Annotated in this window: 10 protein-coding genes, 1 rRNA gene and 1 pseudogene; 3 read left to right on the forward strand and 9 right to left on the reverse strand. The window is 63.8% G+C overall.

Features of this window, described 5'->3' with window-relative positions:
• Both DMX11_RS26310 and DMX11_RS25115 read left to right on the forward strand, forming a co-directional pair.
• Window positions 1-159, forward strand: a pseudogene (locus DMX11_RS26310) (LysR family transcriptional regulator); the annotation flags it as partial.
• A 122-nt stretch (window positions 160-281) separates the two neighbouring features.
• The gene (locus DMX11_RS25115; protein ID WP_003258412.1) at window positions 282-626 is read left to right on the forward strand and encodes a cupin domain-containing protein; all 345 of its coding nucleotides are present in this window, start codon (window positions 282-284) and stop codon (window positions 624-626) included.
• A gap of 112 nt (window positions 627-738) precedes the next feature.
• Here the strand turns inward: DMX11_RS25115 and mmsB are convergent, their stop codons facing one another.
• Together mmsB and DMX11_RS25125 are read right to left on the reverse strand one after the other, a co-directional pair.
• The gene (gene mmsB / locus DMX11_RS25120; RefSeq protein WP_110748288.1) at window positions 739-1626 is read right to left on the reverse strand and encodes a 3-hydroxyisobutyrate dehydrogenase; all 888 of its coding nucleotides are present in this window, start codon (window positions 1624-1626) and stop codon (window positions 739-741) included.
• Between the two features lie 10 nt (window positions 1627-1636).
• On the reverse strand, window positions 1637-3163 hold the full coding sequence (locus DMX11_RS25125; protein ID WP_110748292.1) for a CoA-acylating methylmalonate-semialdehyde dehydrogenase: 1527 nt from the start codon (window positions 3161-3163) through the stop codon (window positions 1637-1639).
• Between the two features lie 132 nt (window positions 3164-3295).
• On the opposite strand from DMX11_RS25125, the gene DMX11_RS25130 reads away from it, so the two are divergent.
• Window positions 3296-4246 carry a LysR family transcriptional regulator gene (locus tag DMX11_RS25130; RefSeq protein ID WP_110748297.1) on the forward strand — a complete coding sequence of 317 codons (951 nt, stop codon included), beginning with the start codon at window positions 3296-3298 and terminating at the stop codon, window positions 4244-4246.
• A 51-nt stretch (window positions 4247-4297) separates the two neighbouring features.
• Here DMX11_RS25130 and DMX11_RS25135 read toward each other — a convergent pair whose 3' ends face one another.
• The 7 genes from DMX11_RS25135 to rrf form a co-directional block, all read right to left on the reverse strand.
• A complete protein-coding gene (locus tag DMX11_RS25135) occupies window positions 4298-4789 on the reverse strand; it encodes an OmpA family protein (RefSeq protein WP_110748300.1) in 492 nt (163 codons plus the stop codon).
• Between the two features lie 4 nt (window positions 4790-4793).
• Window positions 4794-6065: a diguanylate cyclase domain-containing protein gene (locus DMX11_RS25140; RefSeq protein ID WP_110748304.1), complete on the reverse strand. Its 1272-nt coding sequence runs from the start codon at window positions 6063-6065 to the stop codon at window positions 4794-4796.
• Window positions 6062-6628, reverse strand: coding sequence for a YfiR family protein (locus DMX11_RS25145; RefSeq protein ID WP_110748307.1), 567 nt, complete (start codon window positions 6626-6628; stop codon window positions 6062-6064). The genes DMX11_RS25140 and DMX11_RS25145 overlap by 4 nt, the downstream gene beginning before the upstream one ends.
• 276 nt (window positions 6629-6904) lie before the next feature.
• Window positions 6905-8980, reverse strand: coding sequence for an exodeoxyribonuclease V subunit alpha (recD, locus tag DMX11_RS25155; RefSeq protein WP_110748313.1), 2076 nt, complete (start codon window positions 8978-8980; stop codon window positions 6905-6907).
• Entirely contained in the window at window positions 8977-12651 is a 3675-nt protein-coding gene (gene recB / locus DMX11_RS25160) for an exodeoxyribonuclease V subunit beta (protein ID WP_110748317.1), read from the reverse strand. Before recB ends, recD begins: the two co-directional genes overlap by 4 nt.
• Window positions 12648-16130: an exodeoxyribonuclease V subunit gamma gene (gene recC / locus DMX11_RS25165; protein WP_110748320.1), complete on the reverse strand. Its 3483-nt coding sequence runs from the start codon at window positions 16128-16130 to the stop codon at window positions 12648-12650. Before recC ends, recB begins: the two co-directional genes overlap by 4 nt.
• Before the next feature lie 170 nt (window positions 16131-16300).
• A 5S ribosomal RNA gene (gene rrf / locus DMX11_RS25170) occupies window positions 16301-16402 on the reverse strand; the annotation flags it as partial.

Below are 16402 nucleotides of genomic sequence, written 5' to 3' on the forward strand. Positions count from 1 at the left end.
GCAGTGCAGCGTTGGCAGGGGGTGTTGCCGTTGCACTGGGTGACGCTGGAAGAGCCATGGGCCAACCGCAGCTTACTGTTATGCGCACGGGATTTTGCGGCGCTGCCAGGCTATGCCGCGGGATTGGTCAGCGCCCTTTCCGGCGCAGGTATGAGCTGACCGTCGAGGTAAACCGCCTGGCATAGCGCGGGCAGGCAGCTGGACGTCGAGCCCAGGCAACTGCGGCTCGGTCGATGGCCCTATGGTGACGAGTCATTCAGCCAGTCACCAGGAGTTGTGCCATGTCCGATTTCATCACCGTCCTGCGCGAAACCTGCCCGACGCCGGTCGTGGACGCCACCAAGTGGAAGCGCATCGGCGGCGATCCGCACACCGTCAACCTCAACGCCTACCTGTCGGCCGACGGTAGCAAGATCATGGGCACCTGGATCTGTACCCCAGGCAAGTTCGAGGTCAACTACGAGAAGTGGGAGTTCTGCCACTTCCTCGACGGCTACTGCATCATCACTCCGGAAGGCGAAGAACCCAAGCACCTGAAGGCAGGTGATGTATTCGTGATCGAACCGGGTATGAAAGGCACCTGGGAAGTGGTCGAGACCGTGCGCAAGTACTTCGTCTTCGCCTGACCCCACAGGGTCTGCATAGCCCTGCAAAAAAACGCGGGGCAGCCGCCCTTCCCTCTGGTGCGCAGTTACAGAGGGAAGGCCGCCTGGCCCGCGATGAAGTCCACCCCTTGCATCACTCCTTCTTGCGATAACCCTCAACGATGGCCGAGAAGTCCTTGCCGCCCTCACCGCGCAGGCTCATGGCCTGATACAGCTGCTGGGCCACGGCGCCGAGGATCACGGGCTGATGAGCCTGGCGTGCAGCTTCGGTCGCCAGCCCCAGGTCCTTGAGCATCAGCTCGGCACCAAAACCACCGGTGTAGCCACGCGATGCCGGTGCGGTCTCGACAATGCCCGGCCATGGGTTGTAGGTGTCCGAACTCCAGCAGCGCCCGGTTGAACTGTTGATGATGCCAGCCAGCACCTTGGTGTCGATGCCCAGCGCATTGCCCAAGGCCATCGCCTCGGACACGCCGATCATCGAAATGCCCAGCAGCAGGTTGTTGCAGATCTTGGCGATTTGCCCGGTGCCAACCTCACCGCAGTGCACGATGTTGCGGCCCATCTGCTCCAGCACCGGTTTGAGGCTGGCGAACAATTCGGTGCTGGCACCGACCATGAACGTGAGCGTGCCGGCCGCGGCACCGCCAGTGCCACCGGAGACCGGTGCGTCGCCCATGTCTACACCCTTGGCCGCTGCAGCCTTGGACACATCCCGAGCGGTCTGCGGGTCGATGGTGCTGCAGTCCACGGTCGGCGTACCGGGGCGAATACCGGCCAACACACCGTCGTCGTTCAGGTACACACTGCGTACATGGGCTGCAGCCGGCAGCATGGTGATCACCAGTTCGCTATTGGCTGCCGCGTCCTTGGGCGACGGGCTGATTTGCCCGCCCAGTTCGGCCAGCTCGGCGAGCACAGCCTTGTTCAGGTCGAACAGGTTCAGCTGGTGCCCGGCCTTGATCAGATTGCGGGCCATGGGCGCACCCATGTTGCCCAGGCCGATGAATGCGATACGCATGTCGTGCTCCTTAGCGCAGGCTGATGGTGGTGTTCACACCGTCATTGACGCTGTCGTCATCGAACCAGCGCGCGGTAACGGTCTTGGTCTGAGTGTAGAACTGCACCACTTGCTTGCCGTACGGGCCCAGGTCGCCGAGTTTGGAGCCCCGGGAGCCGGTGAAGCTGAAGAACGGTACCGGTACCGGAATCGGGATGTTGATACCGACCTGGCCGATGTCGATTTCGCTCTGGAACTTGCGCGCGGCCGCGCCGCTTTGAGTGAACAGGCCGGTGCCGTTGCCGAACGGGTTGGCGTTGACCAGGGCGATCGCCTCGTCGAGGGTATCGACCTCCAGGGTCACCAAGACCGGGCCGAAGATTTCCTGGGTGTACACCTGCATGTCGGTCTTCACGCCAGAGAACAGGGTTGGGCCGACGAAGTTGCCTTGCTCGTAGCCCGGTACCTTGACGTCACGGCCGTCGAGTTCCAGCTTGGCGCCTTCCTTGATACCGCTTTCAATCAGGCCCAGCACACGCTCCTTGGCGCGTTTGGAAACCACCGGACCCACGTCGGTACCTGGCTCGCAGCCGGCATTGACCTTGAGCTTGCCAGCGGCTTCCTTGATATCCGGCAGCCACTCGCGGGCCTTGCCTACCAGCACGGCCACCGAGGTCGCCATGCAGCGCTGGCCAGCTGCGCCGAAGGCGGCACCGACCAGGGCGTTGATGGTTTGCGTGCGATTGGCATCGGGCAGCACTACCGCGTGGTTCTTGGCGCCCATCATCGACTGAACCCGCTTGCCGTGCTGGCTACCCAGGTTGTACACGTGGGTGCCCACTTCGGTAGAACCAACGAAAGAGATCGCCTTGATGTCCGGGTGGGTGCAAATGGCATCCACCACCTGCTTGCCCCCGTGCACCACGTTAAGCACACCGGCCGGTACGCCGGCTTCCAGCGCCAGCTCGACCAGTAGCATGGTCGACAGCGGATCTTGCTCGGACGGCTTGAGCACGAAGGTGTTGCCGCAGACGATGGCCATGGGGAACATCCACAGCGGGATCATCGCCGGGAAGTTGAACGGGGTGATGCCGGCGCATACGCCGATCGGCTGGCGCAGGGTGTAGGTATCGACACCGCCAGCGACGTTCTCGGCGAACTCGCCCATCTGCAGGGTACCGATGGACGCCGCATGCTCGACCACTTCCAGGCCGCGGAAGATGTCGCCCTCGGCGTCTGCAATGGTTTTGCCCTGCTCAGCGCTGAGCACCTGGGCAATACGTTTGGTGTGTTCGCGGATCAGCGCCTGCAGCTTGAGCATGATGCGCATACGCGCGCCGATCGGGGTATCGCGCCAAGTCTTGAAAGCGCGATGAGCAGCGGCCACGGCAGCGTCGACTTCCTCGACGGTGGCAAACGGCACGCGCGCCAGCACTTCTTGGGTGGCCGGGTTGACGATGTCGCGCCATTCGGTGGTTTTCGACTCGACCCACTGGCCGTCGATCAGCAGCTTTACCTGCTCGACCTTGGTGCTGCTGTGGGATTGCGGTGCGTTCATCTGCGTTCTCCTTGGAATTATTGTCGGGACGAGATCGCCAGCGCCGGGCAAACGCGAGGTGGCGTCCTGAGGCTTGTTTCGAGTATAGATGTGCAAACATCCAACAAGAACGCACAAAAAAACCGGATCATCATGCAAAAAGACCTCACATCCCTGAGCGCGCTCAACTGGGACGACTTGAAGTTTTTCCTTGAAGTGGCCCGCACCCGCAAGGCCAGCAGTGCCGCCAAACGACTGAGCGTGGACTACACCACCGTGTCGCGCCGCATCAGCTCGCTGGAGGGTGCGCTGGGCACCTTGCTGTTTGAAAAGTCGCGGACCAATGGCTTTGTCCTCACCGCCGAAGGTCAGCGTTTGCTGGGCTATGCCGAGTCGATCGAGAGCACGCTGCACATGGCGTGCGAGCAGGTGTCCGGGTCGAGCGTGGCGTTGTCGGGGCATGTGCGCATGGGCTGCACCGAAGGCTTTGGCAGCTTTTTCATCACCCCACAGCTAAGCCACTTCGTCGATGCGTATCCGGCGATTTCTGTGGATATCCTGCCGCTACCGCACTTCATCAGCCTGTCCAAGCGCGAAGCGGATATCGTCATTGCCCTGGAGCGACCGGAGCACGGGCCGTATGTGTGTTGCAAGTTGTGCGACTACCGCTTGCGGCTGTATGCGACCCAGGATTACCTGGACAGCCACGCGCCGATTCGCCAGGTGGCGGACTTGGCCAGGCATCCGTTCATCAGTTACGTGGATGATCTGGCGTTCAGTTCGGAGCTGCTGTACCTGGCCAACCTCATTCCCAGCGCCAACGCGCATTTGCGCAGTACCAGTGTGATTGCCCAGTACACGGCGGCGTTGCAGGGGCGTGGGTTGGCGATCCTGCCATGCTTCCTCGCGGCGCAGGACCCGCGATTGGTGACGGTGCTGCCGATGGAAATTGAGGTCACGCGGCAGTTCTGGATGTATTGCCGGGAGGATTTACGCAAGTTGAAGCGGATTACCCTGCTATGGGATTACATCCGCGGGGTGACCGAGGCGAATACGCCGTTGCTGATGGGTGAGACGCGGGAGATGCGGTTCGCTCAGGCATGATGGAGGGGATGAGCCCGCTGCTACACCCATCGCGCGATTGCGCGGGATTGGTCAGTAGGACGCCACCACGATAGACACGCGGCGGTTCTCGGTACGCCCGGCGCTGGTGCGGTTGTCCGCCACGGGTTGGCTGCTGCCGAGGCCACGGCTGTGAATGTTCTGCGGCTGCATGCCAACCCCGACCAGCGCCGTGCTCACGCTCTGCGCGCGGCGCTCGGACAGCTGCTGATTGTAGGCCGTCTTGCCGGATGAGTCGGCATGCCCGTCCACCCGCACGGCCTGGATACCCACACTGAGCAGTGCCTTGCCAATACGCTCGACAATCGCCTGGCTTTGGCCGTTGAGGCTGTCCAGGTCGCTGCCGAACAGCACTTTGCCAGACAGGTCGTAAGCCCAGCCTTCGTCGGTTGGGGTGAAACCTTCGCGCTTGAGTACGGCAATCTGTTCAGGGGTGAGTCCCTTCGGCGGTGCGCTCTGGCAACCGGACAGCGCCAGCACGGCGAGCAGCAAAACCCAAAGCGGAAAACGTATAGCCTGTATCACGGGGTCAACTCCTGTTCTTGATTTCCGTGGCGGACCGTTCCGTCTGCGCCACATGCCAATGGCCGCGTCGTTCGCGCTTGGCCTGGTACATCGCCGCATCGGCGGCATTGAGAAGACTGGCGGGGTCAGTGCCGTCATCCGGGTAATAGGCAATACCGATACTCAGTGAAGTGGCGATATTGCGGCCGCTGTCCAGCTGCACCGGCAGCTTCATGCTGGCCACGATCTTCTCGGCGATCTGCTCGGCATCACGGCGCGTATGCAAAGGCGTCAACAACACGGCGAACTCGTCTCCACCCAGGCGCGCCACCAGGTCGTGCTCACGCAGCTGGGCGCGCACCCGGTCGGCGACGCTGATCAGCACTTCGTCGCCCACGGCGTGCCCAAGGGTGTCGTTGATCTGCTTGAAGTGGTCGCTGTCGAGGAACAGCAACGCCAGATGATCCTGCTGGCGTGCCGCATTGCGCACGCTACGGTTCAGGCGCCCCTCGAAGAAGGCACGGTTGGGCAGGCCAGTGAGGCTGTCGTGGCTGGCCTGGTGGGCCAAGGTCTGGTTTTCGCTCTGCAGGTGGCTTTGCCATACCTCCAGTTCGTCCAGCAGGGCGTTGAAGTCATTACCCAGCTCGTTGAGTTCGGCAATCGCCGCTTCAGGTACACGCCGATCGAAGCTGCGCTCGCGGCGGGCGGCGTGCGCGACACTGGCCAGGCCACGCAACGGGCGGGTGATATCGCTGAGCAGCCGCCGCGACAGGTACTGGGCGGCCAAGGCACTGAGAATCGTGCAGCACAGGATGCCGGCCAAGCCGCCAAGCAGGAACAGCAACAGGCTGCGGCCCTGACCGACCAGCTCTATGTGCCCGACCTGTTGCTGCTGGTGCATGATCGGGAGGTTGACGGGCTCATCCAGCAAGGCGCTGGCGACCTGCACTTCCAGCAAGGCGAGCATGCCGGTATCGCCCCGTTGCCAGTGCGCCAGTTGCTCGCCCTCATGGTTGAATACCTTGGCCTCGGCAACCTCTTCGGTACTGGCGATCAGCGCCAGTGATTCATTGGCGGCAGCACTGTCATTGAACACCACTGCCGCTTCCACGGTGTAGTTGATCGACCGTGCGATCAGCTGCAAGTTGTGGTTGGCGTAGACACTCAAGGCAAGCACGCCCAGCAGGGTCAGGGAAATACCGGCCAGGCCCACGGCGAGCAAGGCGACGCTAAGGTGACCACGGCCCAGCACTGAACGCAGGGTCGGGCGCACTCTGAGCTTGCCGGCAAGCTTCATGGCTGCACCGTCCGACGGCGCGACAGTTGCAGAACGCTGGGGTGAATGCGCACGCCAGAGCGCGCCACCGAGTCGAGATTGACCTCGAAGGCCACTTGCTGGTCACTGACCTGCAGGCAGAACAGGCTGCCGACCGTACACGGGTCGTTGGCCTCGCTGATGCTCAGGACCGGGTGGCCGCTGACGCGCTCGAACAGTTTGTCACGTTGGCCTTGGTCGAGCTCGCCGATATAGATGGCGTCGCAGGCCTGGGCGACCTGCGCGTCGTCTGCCAGCAGGCGCTTCACCTGCAAAGGGCGCCCGGACTCCTGTACATGCCCCTTGATCAGGTCATCGGCGTACTCGGTCGGGCCGACCAGGCACAGGCGCAAGGTGGAGGGTTCGACCGGCCAGCGGGCATAACTGAAAATGCCCAACACCACCTGGGTAACGGCCTTGGCGCGCTGTTGCGCCTGGGCGGCGGTTGCAGCGGTTTCTGCCCGGGCGGGGCCTGCACAAAGGAACAGGACGGCCAGCAATAGCGAAAGCGCACAGCTTGTCAGTCGCCTCGCGGACACGTGCATGGGGGGAATCTCTTGAAGTCCTTTGCGGCATCGGCGCAACGATAGCACATGGCCGCATCGTTGTAGGAGACGCCGATCTCACAGGCATGCGCTCCCTGTGGCAGCGGGTTCACCCGCGAACCAGCCGACGCGGTGGATGGCACGGGCTTCGCCCGTCTTCGCGGGACCAGCCCGCTCCCACAGGGACCGCACAAGATTCTAGAAATTGAGCAAGACAGTTGCTACCCCAGGGAACGCATGTTAGCGAAACCCAAGTGAACCCGCGGTTCCCTGACGCTAGACCTGTTCGAGCATCAACCCGGAAATGCGCCGCACCTTGCGCGCCACCGCTTCTTCGAAAATACCGTGGCGCGGCTCGACCAGGCTGAAGCAGTGCTTGGCACGGGTGATACCGGTGTACACCAGTTCCTTGGTCAGCACCGGATTGAGCGCGTCCGGCAGCACCAACGCGGTGTGGCCGAATTCCGAGCCCTGGGACTTGTGTACGGTCATGGCAAATACCGTTTCCACTTCGTTGAGCCGGCTGGGCAAGACAAAACGTACCCCGCCGCTGCCGTCGTTACGCGGGAAGGCCACACGCAGCAGCGGCTCACCACGCTCATCCGGCAGGCGCAGGGCAATGCCGATATCGCCGTTCATCAGGCCCAGGCCATAGTCGTTACGGGTCACCAGGACCGGACGCCCCTCGTACCAGGGCTGCTGGCTGTCGATCAGCCCGGCACTGTGCAGCACCCGCGCCACGCGCTGGTTGAGGCCTTCGACACCCCAGGCACCGCGGCGCACCGCGCACAGCAACTGGAAGTCCTCGAAGCTGTGCAACACCTTGCCCGCCCAGTGCTCCCAGGCGGGGTCATCAAACGCGGTGCCCAGTGACGGCCGGTAGCGGCCAAGGGTGCGCAGGTAGCTGCGGTAGCCTTGCGGGCCGTCATTGCCGCGGTTGAGGCCATCGAGCAGCAGGCGGTCAAAGGCGCGGTCCTGCTCGTGCTTGAGTGCCAGGCTGTGTACGTCGGACGGTGGTGCAGCCAGCAGGTTGCGCGCCGCGTGTGAGTCCTGGCGGTTGACCAGCCGCGCCAGCTGGCCAATGCCGCTGCCTTCGCCAAAGCGCCGCGAAAAACGCAACATCACCACCTGCTGGGCCAGCGGATTGCGCTGCTCATTGCCAACCTTGAGGCCACTGTCGGTCAGCGATTCGCCACTGATCTGTTCCAGCCAGGTAGCGGTCTGCGGTGAGTAGTAACCCTCCTCGGCGTCCCGACACAGGTCGCCCAGTACGGCCCCTGCCTCGACCGACGCCAACTGGTCCTTGTCGCCCAGCAGCACCAGACGTGCCCGGGGCGGCAAGGCATCCAGCAGGTTGGCCATCATTTCCAGGTCGATCATCGACGCTTCGTCGACCACCAGCACGTCCAGTGGCAACGGGTTGCCGCCATGGTGGCGGAAGTGCCGCGACCCCGGGCGGCTGCCGAGCAGACGGTGCACGGTGCTGACTTCGGTCGGGATCTGCCCGCGCACCTCAGCGCTGACCTGCAGGCGCTCGACCTGCTGGCCAATGGATTCGGTCAGGCGTGCAGCGGCCTTGCCGGTCGGGGCCGCCAAGCGGATACGCAGCGGCCTGCCCTGCTCCACTGCCGGCGCCTGCAACAAGGCCAGCAGGCGCACCACGGTGGTCGTCTTACCGGTGCCAGGGCCGCCGGTGATGATGCTGAAGCCGGCACGGGTAGCCAGCGCGCAGGCGAGTTTCTGCCAGTCCACCTGGCCGGCTGCTGCCCCGCCCTCGAACAACTGCGCCAGACGTTGCGACAGGTCCGCAGGCGGTACCTCGGCCTGGGACAGGCGTTGGCGCAGGGTATGGTCGATGCGCCGCTCGTAGCTCCAGTAGCGGCGCAGGTACAGGCGGTCACTACTGAGCACCAATGGCCGCGCCTGCTGGCCCGGGGTGTCGCCAGCGGCCACCAGCGGGCTGGCAGCGATGCGCTGGCGCCAGGCATTCAAATCGAGGTTGGCCAGCAGCTGCGAGGGCAGCAGCAAAGGGCCGGTCAGGGCATCACCTTCGGGCGGCAACGACAGGGCAAAGTCAGGTTCGGCCAGGGTTTGCTGCAGATCGAGGCAGACATGGCCATGGCCCAGCTGGTGGCTGGCCAATGCCGCCGCCAGCAACAGCAAGGGGTCGCTGCCGGGGGCGCGTTCCTCGAGGAACGACACGAATGCGCGGTCCAGGGCACGCAGCCAGCCCCGCTCTACCCAACGATCGAGTAGTTGCAGCAGGTCACCGCTGTCATGCTGTGGAGCCAGCGCCAGCAGGTGTTCAGCGTGCAACGGGGTGGGCAACAGATCGACAAGGCTGCGGCTCATAGCTCGGCTCCGGCAAACAGGTCCTGCTGCACGGGCGGGTGCTCGCCACGAAACAGCGCATCCAGGCTTTCGATCAGCTCGCGCGGCGGTTTGACGTGGTACACGCCATGGCCGCTGCTGCTGGCACCGCGCAGGAAGATGAACAGGGCGCCACCCACGTGGCGGTCGTAATCGTAGTCCGGCAGTCGCGCGCGCAATTGACGATGCAGGGCCAGCAGGTACAGCACGTACTGCAGGTCGTAGCGATGTTCGAGGATGGCCTTCTCCATGGCCGGGGCATCGTAAGCCTGGATGTCCGGGCCCAACCAATTGGACTTGTAGTCGGTCACGTAGTAGCGCCCGTCCAGCTCGAACGCCAGGTCGATGAAACCTTTGAACATGCCATTGAGTACAGTCGGCTGCGCCGCCGGTCGTGCCTGGCCAGGGTGCGTGTGGCGTGCCACCAGGCGGTCTAGCTGTTCGGCGTCGACCCGGTGGCTGGCAAACCAGAATTCCATCTCGATCTGGTAATGACGCAGCTGCCCAAGCGTCAGCCCCTGCTCGCTGCCTGGCAGCGGCAATGCTTCGCCCAGCAAGCGCTGCATCCAGTCACTCAGGGTGGTGATCCAGCCGGTCCAGTCACGGCGGTTGCAACGCTGGCCAACCATTTGCGCGATCATCTGCGGATTGCCGCTGACCTGGCTGAAGCCTTCGCGGCCCGCCCACTCCAGCAAACCATGCAGGAAGGTGCCGGGGTTCGGCCCCCGCGGGAAGCGGTGAATATCGCCGCTGTCGGCCGGGACTTCGCGCAGCATCTGCGCATCGACCACCTCATCATCCAGCAGTTGCTGGGCCAGCGAACTGTCGGCACCGAGGGTTTGATCGCCGACGCGCAGGGCGCTATATGAAGCGATCCACCAGTGTTCGGCCGCTGCGCGGCGTGGCTTGCGTGCAGGCAGCAGTTCACGCTCGGCCTGTGGCATGCGATACACCTGCTCATCCGCCTCCGGCAGGCCCGGGCACGTGATGTGCGGGCTGGTCGCGGCCAAGGTTTGCAGCCAGTCGCCCAGCTGCGCCGAACCGGCCAGGGCAAGGCCGCCACCCAGCAGGTAGCCGAATGCCGAACGGTGCAGTTGTGAGCTCTTCTGGTTGCCGCGCTTGAGGTCGGCGACGCCCAGCCAGCAGGCATGCTGGGCGCGGGTCAGGGCCACGTAGAGCAGGCGCAGGTCTTCAGCCAGGCGCTCGTCATCGGCGCGCTCGATCTGCTCGGGTTTAGGGGTAAGGGTAAGGTGGGCATCACCCTCGCTGTCATGCCAGGCCAACGGCAGGCGGCTGCCGTCCACCGGCTTGCTGGTGCAGATGAAAGGCAGGTAGACCAAGGGATACTCCAGGCCCTTGGACTTGTGGATAGTCACCACCTTGACCAGCTGTTCGTCGCTTTCAAGGCGCAGGATCTGTTCTTCGCCAGCCTGCCCGGAGCTGGCCAGCTGTTCGGCCAGGTGGCGAATCAGCGCCTGTTCGCCATCCAGCTCGCCGGCGGCCTGTTGCAGCAACTCGGCCAGGTGCAGCAGGTTGGTCAGCACCCTTTCGCCATCGGCGCGGCGGATCAGCGTGCGCGGCAGCTGAAAATCATGCAGCAGATGGCGCAACATCGGCAGCACGCCTTGGCGCTGCCAAGTGTCGCGATAGTGGCGGAAGCGCATGACCCAGCCTTCCCAGACCCGTTCGTCCTGGTTCAGCCGGTCCAGCGCGGCCAGCGACAGGCCAAGGGTAAGGCTGGCCAACGCGGCCTTGAGCAGGCGCTCCGAGTCGGGCTCGGCGCAGGCCTTGAGCCAGGCCAGCAAGTCGTGGGCTTCCTGGGCAGCGAACACCGAATCCTTGTCGGACAGGTACACACTGCGCACCTCACGCGCGGCCAGCTCGGCGCGAACCATCTGCGCTTCATGGCCATCCCTTACCAGGATGGCAATGTCTGACGGCAGGCAGGGCCGCAGTTCGCCCTCAGCATTCCGGAAGCCCGCCGTGCCGCGCTGGCCGCCATTGAGCAAAGCGACGATATGGCTGGCGCAACTGGCTGCCAGCTGTTGGCGGTAGGTAGTGCTCGAGACCGGTTCGTCACTTTGCAACTGCCAGCATTGCAGGGCTGCGCTGGCTTCACCGTCGATCACCCATTGCTCGCCACGGCCTTTGGCGCGGACCTCGATGAACGGCAACGGGTTGTCATCGGCCTCACGGAACAGGAACGCACCGCGCCCCGCTTCACGCGCCTCAGCTTGCAGGAAAACCTGGTTGACCGCCGCGACCATCGCTTTGCTGGAGCGGTAGTTGGTGTCCAGGCTGTGCAGGCGACCACGGGTGGCACGCCGGGCGGCAAGGTAGGTGTAGATGTCGGCCCCGCGGAATGCGTAGATCGCCTGCTTGGGGTCACCGATCATGAACAGGCCAGTTTCTGCACGATTTTCGCTGATCTGGTAGATACGCTCGAAAATGCCGTACTGGACCGGGTCTGTGTCCTGGAACTCGTCGATCAGCGCTACCGGGAACTGTTCGCGGATCAACCCGGCCAAGCGCTCGCCAGCCTCGCCGGCCAGTGCATGCTGCAGACGCACGAGCATGTCGTCGAAGCCCATTTCCGCTCGCCGCCGCTTCTCCACTTCAAAACGTGCCGACACCCAGCTGGCAGCGTGCTCCAGCAACGGCGCATCCGGGCTATCCAGGGCCTGCAATTGCTGCTGCAAGGTCTGCATGGCGATCAATGCGGGGTGTTCAGGAGGCTCCCCCTTCCATGCGTCGGCCATGCCCACGGGGGTCAGCCGGGTAAAGCCGGTGCCCAGGTCGAGCTCCAGCAGTTGCTCGTCGCTGGCCCAGGCACTGAGCTTGTCGAACCACGGTTCGAAATAGCGTGCCTGCATCTTGCGGCCGTCGACTTGCTTGGCGGCCAGAGCATCGCGGCAGAGCTGCCGCAGTTCCTCGGCCCACTGCGCCCATGGCGCTTTCAGGCGCGCCAGCTGTTCGCTGCGTTGCTTCAGCGATGCCTCGATCAGCGCTGCCGGCTCTGGGCCGTCCTGCTGGGCGCGGACTCGGCCGAACAGCGGCCGAATGCGTGGGAGCAACGCGTCTGGGCTACCCCAGTGGCCGCGCACCCAGGCCAGGGCGTCACCTTCCATGCTGTAACAGAATCGCCGCCAGTAATCGCGCATGACCTGGCCTAGCAACTCGCTGTGGTCGGTTTCCAGGGTCTGGGTAAACAGGCTGCCACTGTCGAAGGCATGCTCGCGCAGCATGCGCTGGCACCAACCGTGAATGGTCGAAACCGCTGCTTCGTCCATCCACTGTACGGCGATTTCCAGGCGGCCGGCACAACGTGGCCAGGCCTCCTCGGGGTAATCGTCACGCAGCTGATGCAGCAGCGGATCGGCACCTTCCAGTTCGCCACGGAAGAACCGGGCGGCTTCAGCGAGACGCGCACGGATACGCTCCCGCAGTTCTTTGGTGGCTGCGTCGGTGAATGTCACCACGAGAATCTGCGGTGGCAGCAGCTCGCGCTCGAAACCCTGCTCGCCACCGTGACCGAGGATCAGGCGCAGGTACAGCGCCGAAATGGTGAAGGTCTTGCCGGTGCCGGCGCTGGCCTCGATCAGCTGGCTGCCATGCAGGGGGAAACTCAGTGCCAGTGGGCGGACCTGGGTCATGCGCCTTTCTCCGGGTTGCCCAGGGTTTGCCAAGGGGCGGTGAACAATGGGCGGTACAAGGTTTCGCACCAGCCCACAAAGGTTTCGTCGGCGCAGAGCGCTGCGAAATCGCGGAACTGCCGGGCCAACGCAATGCTCTCACCGCGCTCGCCGAAGCTGGTGCGTTCATCGCCTTCATAGGCGCGGGCGGCTGCGGCCAGGGCCTTGTCGGCATCGTCCTGGGCCAGCCAGGCAAAGGCAGTCTTGGCGGCGACCGACAGCGGCGCATTCATCGCCGCCTGGCGAGCGACCAGCAGCTCGCCCAGCAGTTGCGCAGCCGTTTCTTGCGGCAGCGGTGCGAGCAACAGGGTCAGATCACTGGCTACCAGTGCGCTGTTGTAAGGGTAACCTGCCGCACAGGCCGCCAGGTGCGTGACCCACGGCGCAATCAGACGATGCCACTTGAGGTTGTTGCGCCCGGCGCTGATGGTGTTGGGCACCGTGGTAATGCTGAGCAGGCTCTGGTCATCGGCCTGGAACACCCGGCCCAGCCAACCTTCGAGACGGTGCCGACCGTGCGCGAAGTGAATCGGCAAAGCGCCCTCGACCAGCTGTGGCCAGCGCTGCAACAACTGCTGATGACGCTGCAACAGGTCGGGGAGTGGTTCGATCAATTCGCTCTGCAGCAACTCGCCAAAACCGGCCAGTGGTAGTAGGCCGCAGGCTTGCAGGCGCCTGGCCTGGGCCTGCAGGGCTTGTTCGGCATTATCCGGCTCGGCCAGCGCTGCGCCGAGCAAGCGCTCGCTGGCGCCGTAACGTTGCAGGGTGTCGAGGACGAAAGGTTCTTCGTCCGGGGTCGGCGCTTCCAGCGCTTCGAAATATACCTTCAGACGCTGGCTGAAGAAGTGCCGCACCGGATGACGCAAGAAGTCATTCAGCTGGGTCAGGCTCAGCGCTTCATCATCGTCATAAGGCGGCAGCCCAGGATCACCTTGCTCAGCGTCCTCGCCCTTCTGGTGCAGCACCTGCCATTCGTGGGCATAGCTGAACAGTGGACTGCCCTTCTGGAAGTAACGTGGGCTGAACGGTTGCAGCGGGTGTTCCTGAGTCAGCGCATGCAGCAGTTGTTCACCCGCTTCAGCTGGCTGCCCATGCTCGCCACCGGCCAGCTGCCAGCCGGCAGCGACATGGTCACGCAACTGGCCGATGAGTACCGAGGCAGGGCGCTCGCTGTTATCGCGGATACTGCGACCGACCCAGCTGACATACAGCTGGTCACGTGCCGACAGCAGCGCTTCTAGCAGCAGGTAGCGGTCGTCTTCGCGACGCGAGCGGTCACCGGGGCGGTAGTCACTGGCCATCAGGTCGAAGTCCAGCGGCTGCTGGGCGCGGGGGTAGTCGCCATCGTTCATGCCCAGCAGGCACACCACCCGAAACGGGATGGCACGCATAGGCATGAGTGTGCAGAAGTTTACCGAGCCAGCAAGAAAGCGTTGCGACAGCTTGCCCTGGTCCAGGCCCGACAGCCAGGCTTCGCGCACCACGGTCAACGGCAGCGAGTCCTGCAGGCCGACGGACTCGCACACTTCAAGCCAGCTGTCGCGTAGATCCTGCAGTTGCATCAGCAGGAACTCATCATGCTCGCCTTCGGCAAGGAAGAACACTTGCAACAGGGCGTGTAGCCGCTCGCCCCACTGGCTGACAGTCGCAGGCTCGGACAGGGCCTGATACGCCACTTCAAGGGCGTCGAGCAGTGCAACCAGTGGGCCAATCAACGCCGCATCCAGGCCGCCGATTTCATCGTACGGTTCTATGCCATCACAGGCCTCGCCTACGCCTACGGCATAGCCAAGCAGCATGCGCCGCAGACCGAAGCGCCAACTGTTCTGCTCAAGCCCGGCGGGCAAGCCCAGGCTGGCCCGCTGCTCGGCGTTGAGGCCCCAGCGGATACCTGCACCCTCGATCCAGCGGTGCAGGGTGGGCAGGTCGTTCACACGGACCCCGAAACGGGCTCGGACTGCCGGTACGTCCAGCAGGTCGAGCACTTCACTGACCGCAAAGCGGCTATCGGGCAATTTGAGCAGGTGTTCGAGGGCGATCAACAAAGGCTCGCGGCCACGCTGCCCCTGGTCAGTCAGGGTAAACGGGATGTAGCGCGGATCGTTGCGCTGCAACTGGCCGAATACAGCCCGGATGTGCGGCGCATAGGTGTCGATGGCTGGCAGCATGACGATAACGTCACGCGGGCGCAAAGTGGGGTCGGCACTGAAGCGGGCCAACAGCTGGTCGTGGAGTATTTCCACTTCGCGTTGTGGGCTGTGGGCGATGTGGAAGCGGATCGAGCGGTCCTGGATCGAGTCGACGGGTGGCCACAGTTCACGGGTTTCGGCTAGCGGCCGCAGCTCAAGAATGTCGTCTTGCAGCTGGTTGAGCAGCGTGGTGGGCGAGCCGTCGCTGAACAGGTCGATGCGGCCGTCGCTGAACACGCCCTGGTAGCTGCCCGGGTCGTCGTAGCTATCGAGCAGGTTGATATAGTCGCGGCCTTGTTTGCCCCAGGCAGCCAGCAACGGGTGGGCATGTTGGTGCAGCGACTGGTCGTCCAGCTGCAGGGGCATGCCCTGCTTACGCTGTTGGCGTTTGTACTGGTGACGCAGCAGGTCCTTATCGGCAACGATGTCTGCCCAGTGGTGGCGGCAGGGGTTGTGCACGCACAACAGCACCTGGCTGAACCGCGCCAGGCCTGCCAAGGCTTCCAGGGCCTGTGCTGGCAGCGAAGAGATGCCGAACACGATCACTCGCGATGGCAGCCCGGCAGGTGCCTGCTCCAGGCTGTTGATGCGCTCGATGAAGCGTTGATGTACCCCGGCTCGGCTCTGCGCCATGCCCTGCTCGCCGACATCGTCAAGCAACGCTCGCCACAGTTCGGCCTGCCAGCGGTTGCCTGGAGGCAACGCCTTGCGCTCGCTGCGGGCAGTGTTGACGATGTGCTGGCCGGCGGCCCAGTCCTTGAGCCAGTCGGCACGGTATACCTGATACTGGTCAAACAGGTCGGCCAGGCGCTCGGAGAGCTGGTAACGCTTGCGCAGGTCGCTGTCGTCGGTGAGGAAACGGCGCAGCGGCTCGAAATGCGGTCGCTCGATAAGTGCTGGCAGCAGGCGCATCAGGCGCCAGGTCAGCGGAGCCTTGTCGAGCAAGGACACTTCGGGAATTTCGTCACGACCCAGCACGCTGCGATACAACTGCCACATGAAAGTGCCGGGCAGTTGCACATCGATCGCGGCGGCAATGCCGCAGCCCCCCAGATCATCTTCCAGCGGGTCTTCGGCCAGAGCCAGCTTGAGCCATTGGGCGATACCGTTGCTCTGCACCAGGGCGATTTCGTTTTCCAGCGGCGCCAATGGGTAGCGACGCATCCAGCTCACCACCAAGCTGCGCAGGTCGTCCAGGCGGTTGCTGTGGACGATCATGAAGCCTGGGTGAAGCTGGGGGGTGGTGAGCATCGGGAGGTCTCTGGCAGGCGCGGGAGGCTGAGGGGGGAACGATATCACGCGCAACACGCTCCCACAGAGGGCTTGGCCAAGCCAGGGAGGGTTGGTTCGAGCCAGGAATTTTACGGCCACAAAGACAAAACCCCTACCTGCATGCGCAGATAGGGGTTTTGCGAAATGAATCTTGACGATGACCTACTCTCACATGGGGAAACCCCACACTACCATCGGCGATGCATCGTTTCACTGCTGAGTTCGGGATGGGATCAGGTGGTTCCAATGCT

This window comes from Pseudomonas sp. LB-090624 (assembly GCF_003205205.1).
Taxonomy (GTDB): Bacteria; Pseudomonadota; Gammaproteobacteria; order Pseudomonadales; family Pseudomonadaceae; genus Aquipseudomonas.

Excerpts from the sequence above, each read along its gene's own strand:
- DMX11_RS25115 (WP_003258412.1), top strand. The coding sequence starts at position 282 with ATGTCCGATTTCATCACCGTCCTGCGCGAAACCTGCCCGACGCCGGTC.
- mmsB (WP_110748288.1), bottom strand. The coding sequence starts at position 1,626 with ATGCGTATCGCATTCATCGGCCTGGGCAACATGGGTGCGCCCATGGCC.
- DMX11_RS25125 (WP_110748292.1), bottom strand. The coding sequence starts at position 3,163 with ATGAACGCACCGCAATCCCACAGCAGCACCAAGGTCGAGCAGGTAAAG.
- DMX11_RS25130 (WP_110748297.1), top strand. The coding sequence starts at position 3,296 with ATGCAAAAAGACCTCACATCCCTGAGCGCGCTCAACTGGGACGACTTG.
- DMX11_RS25140 (WP_110748304.1), bottom strand. The coding sequence starts at position 6,065 with ATGAAGCTTGCCGGCAAGCTCAGAGTGCGCCCGACCCTGCGTTCAGTG.
- DMX11_RS25145 (WP_110748307.1), bottom strand. The coding sequence starts at position 6,628 with ATGCACGTGTCCGCGAGGCGACTGACAAGCTGTGCGCTTTCGCTATTG.
- recD (WP_110748313.1), bottom strand. The coding sequence starts at position 8,980 with ATGAGCCGCAGCCTTGTCGATCTGTTGCCCACCCCGTTGCACGCTGAA.
- recB (WP_110748317.1), bottom strand. The coding sequence starts at position 12,651 with ATGACCCAGGTCCGCCCACTGGCACTGAGTTTCCCCCTGCATGGCAGC.
- recC (WP_110748320.1), bottom strand. The coding sequence starts at position 16,130 with ATGCTCACCACCCCCCAGCTTCACCCAGGCTTCATGATCGTCCACAGC.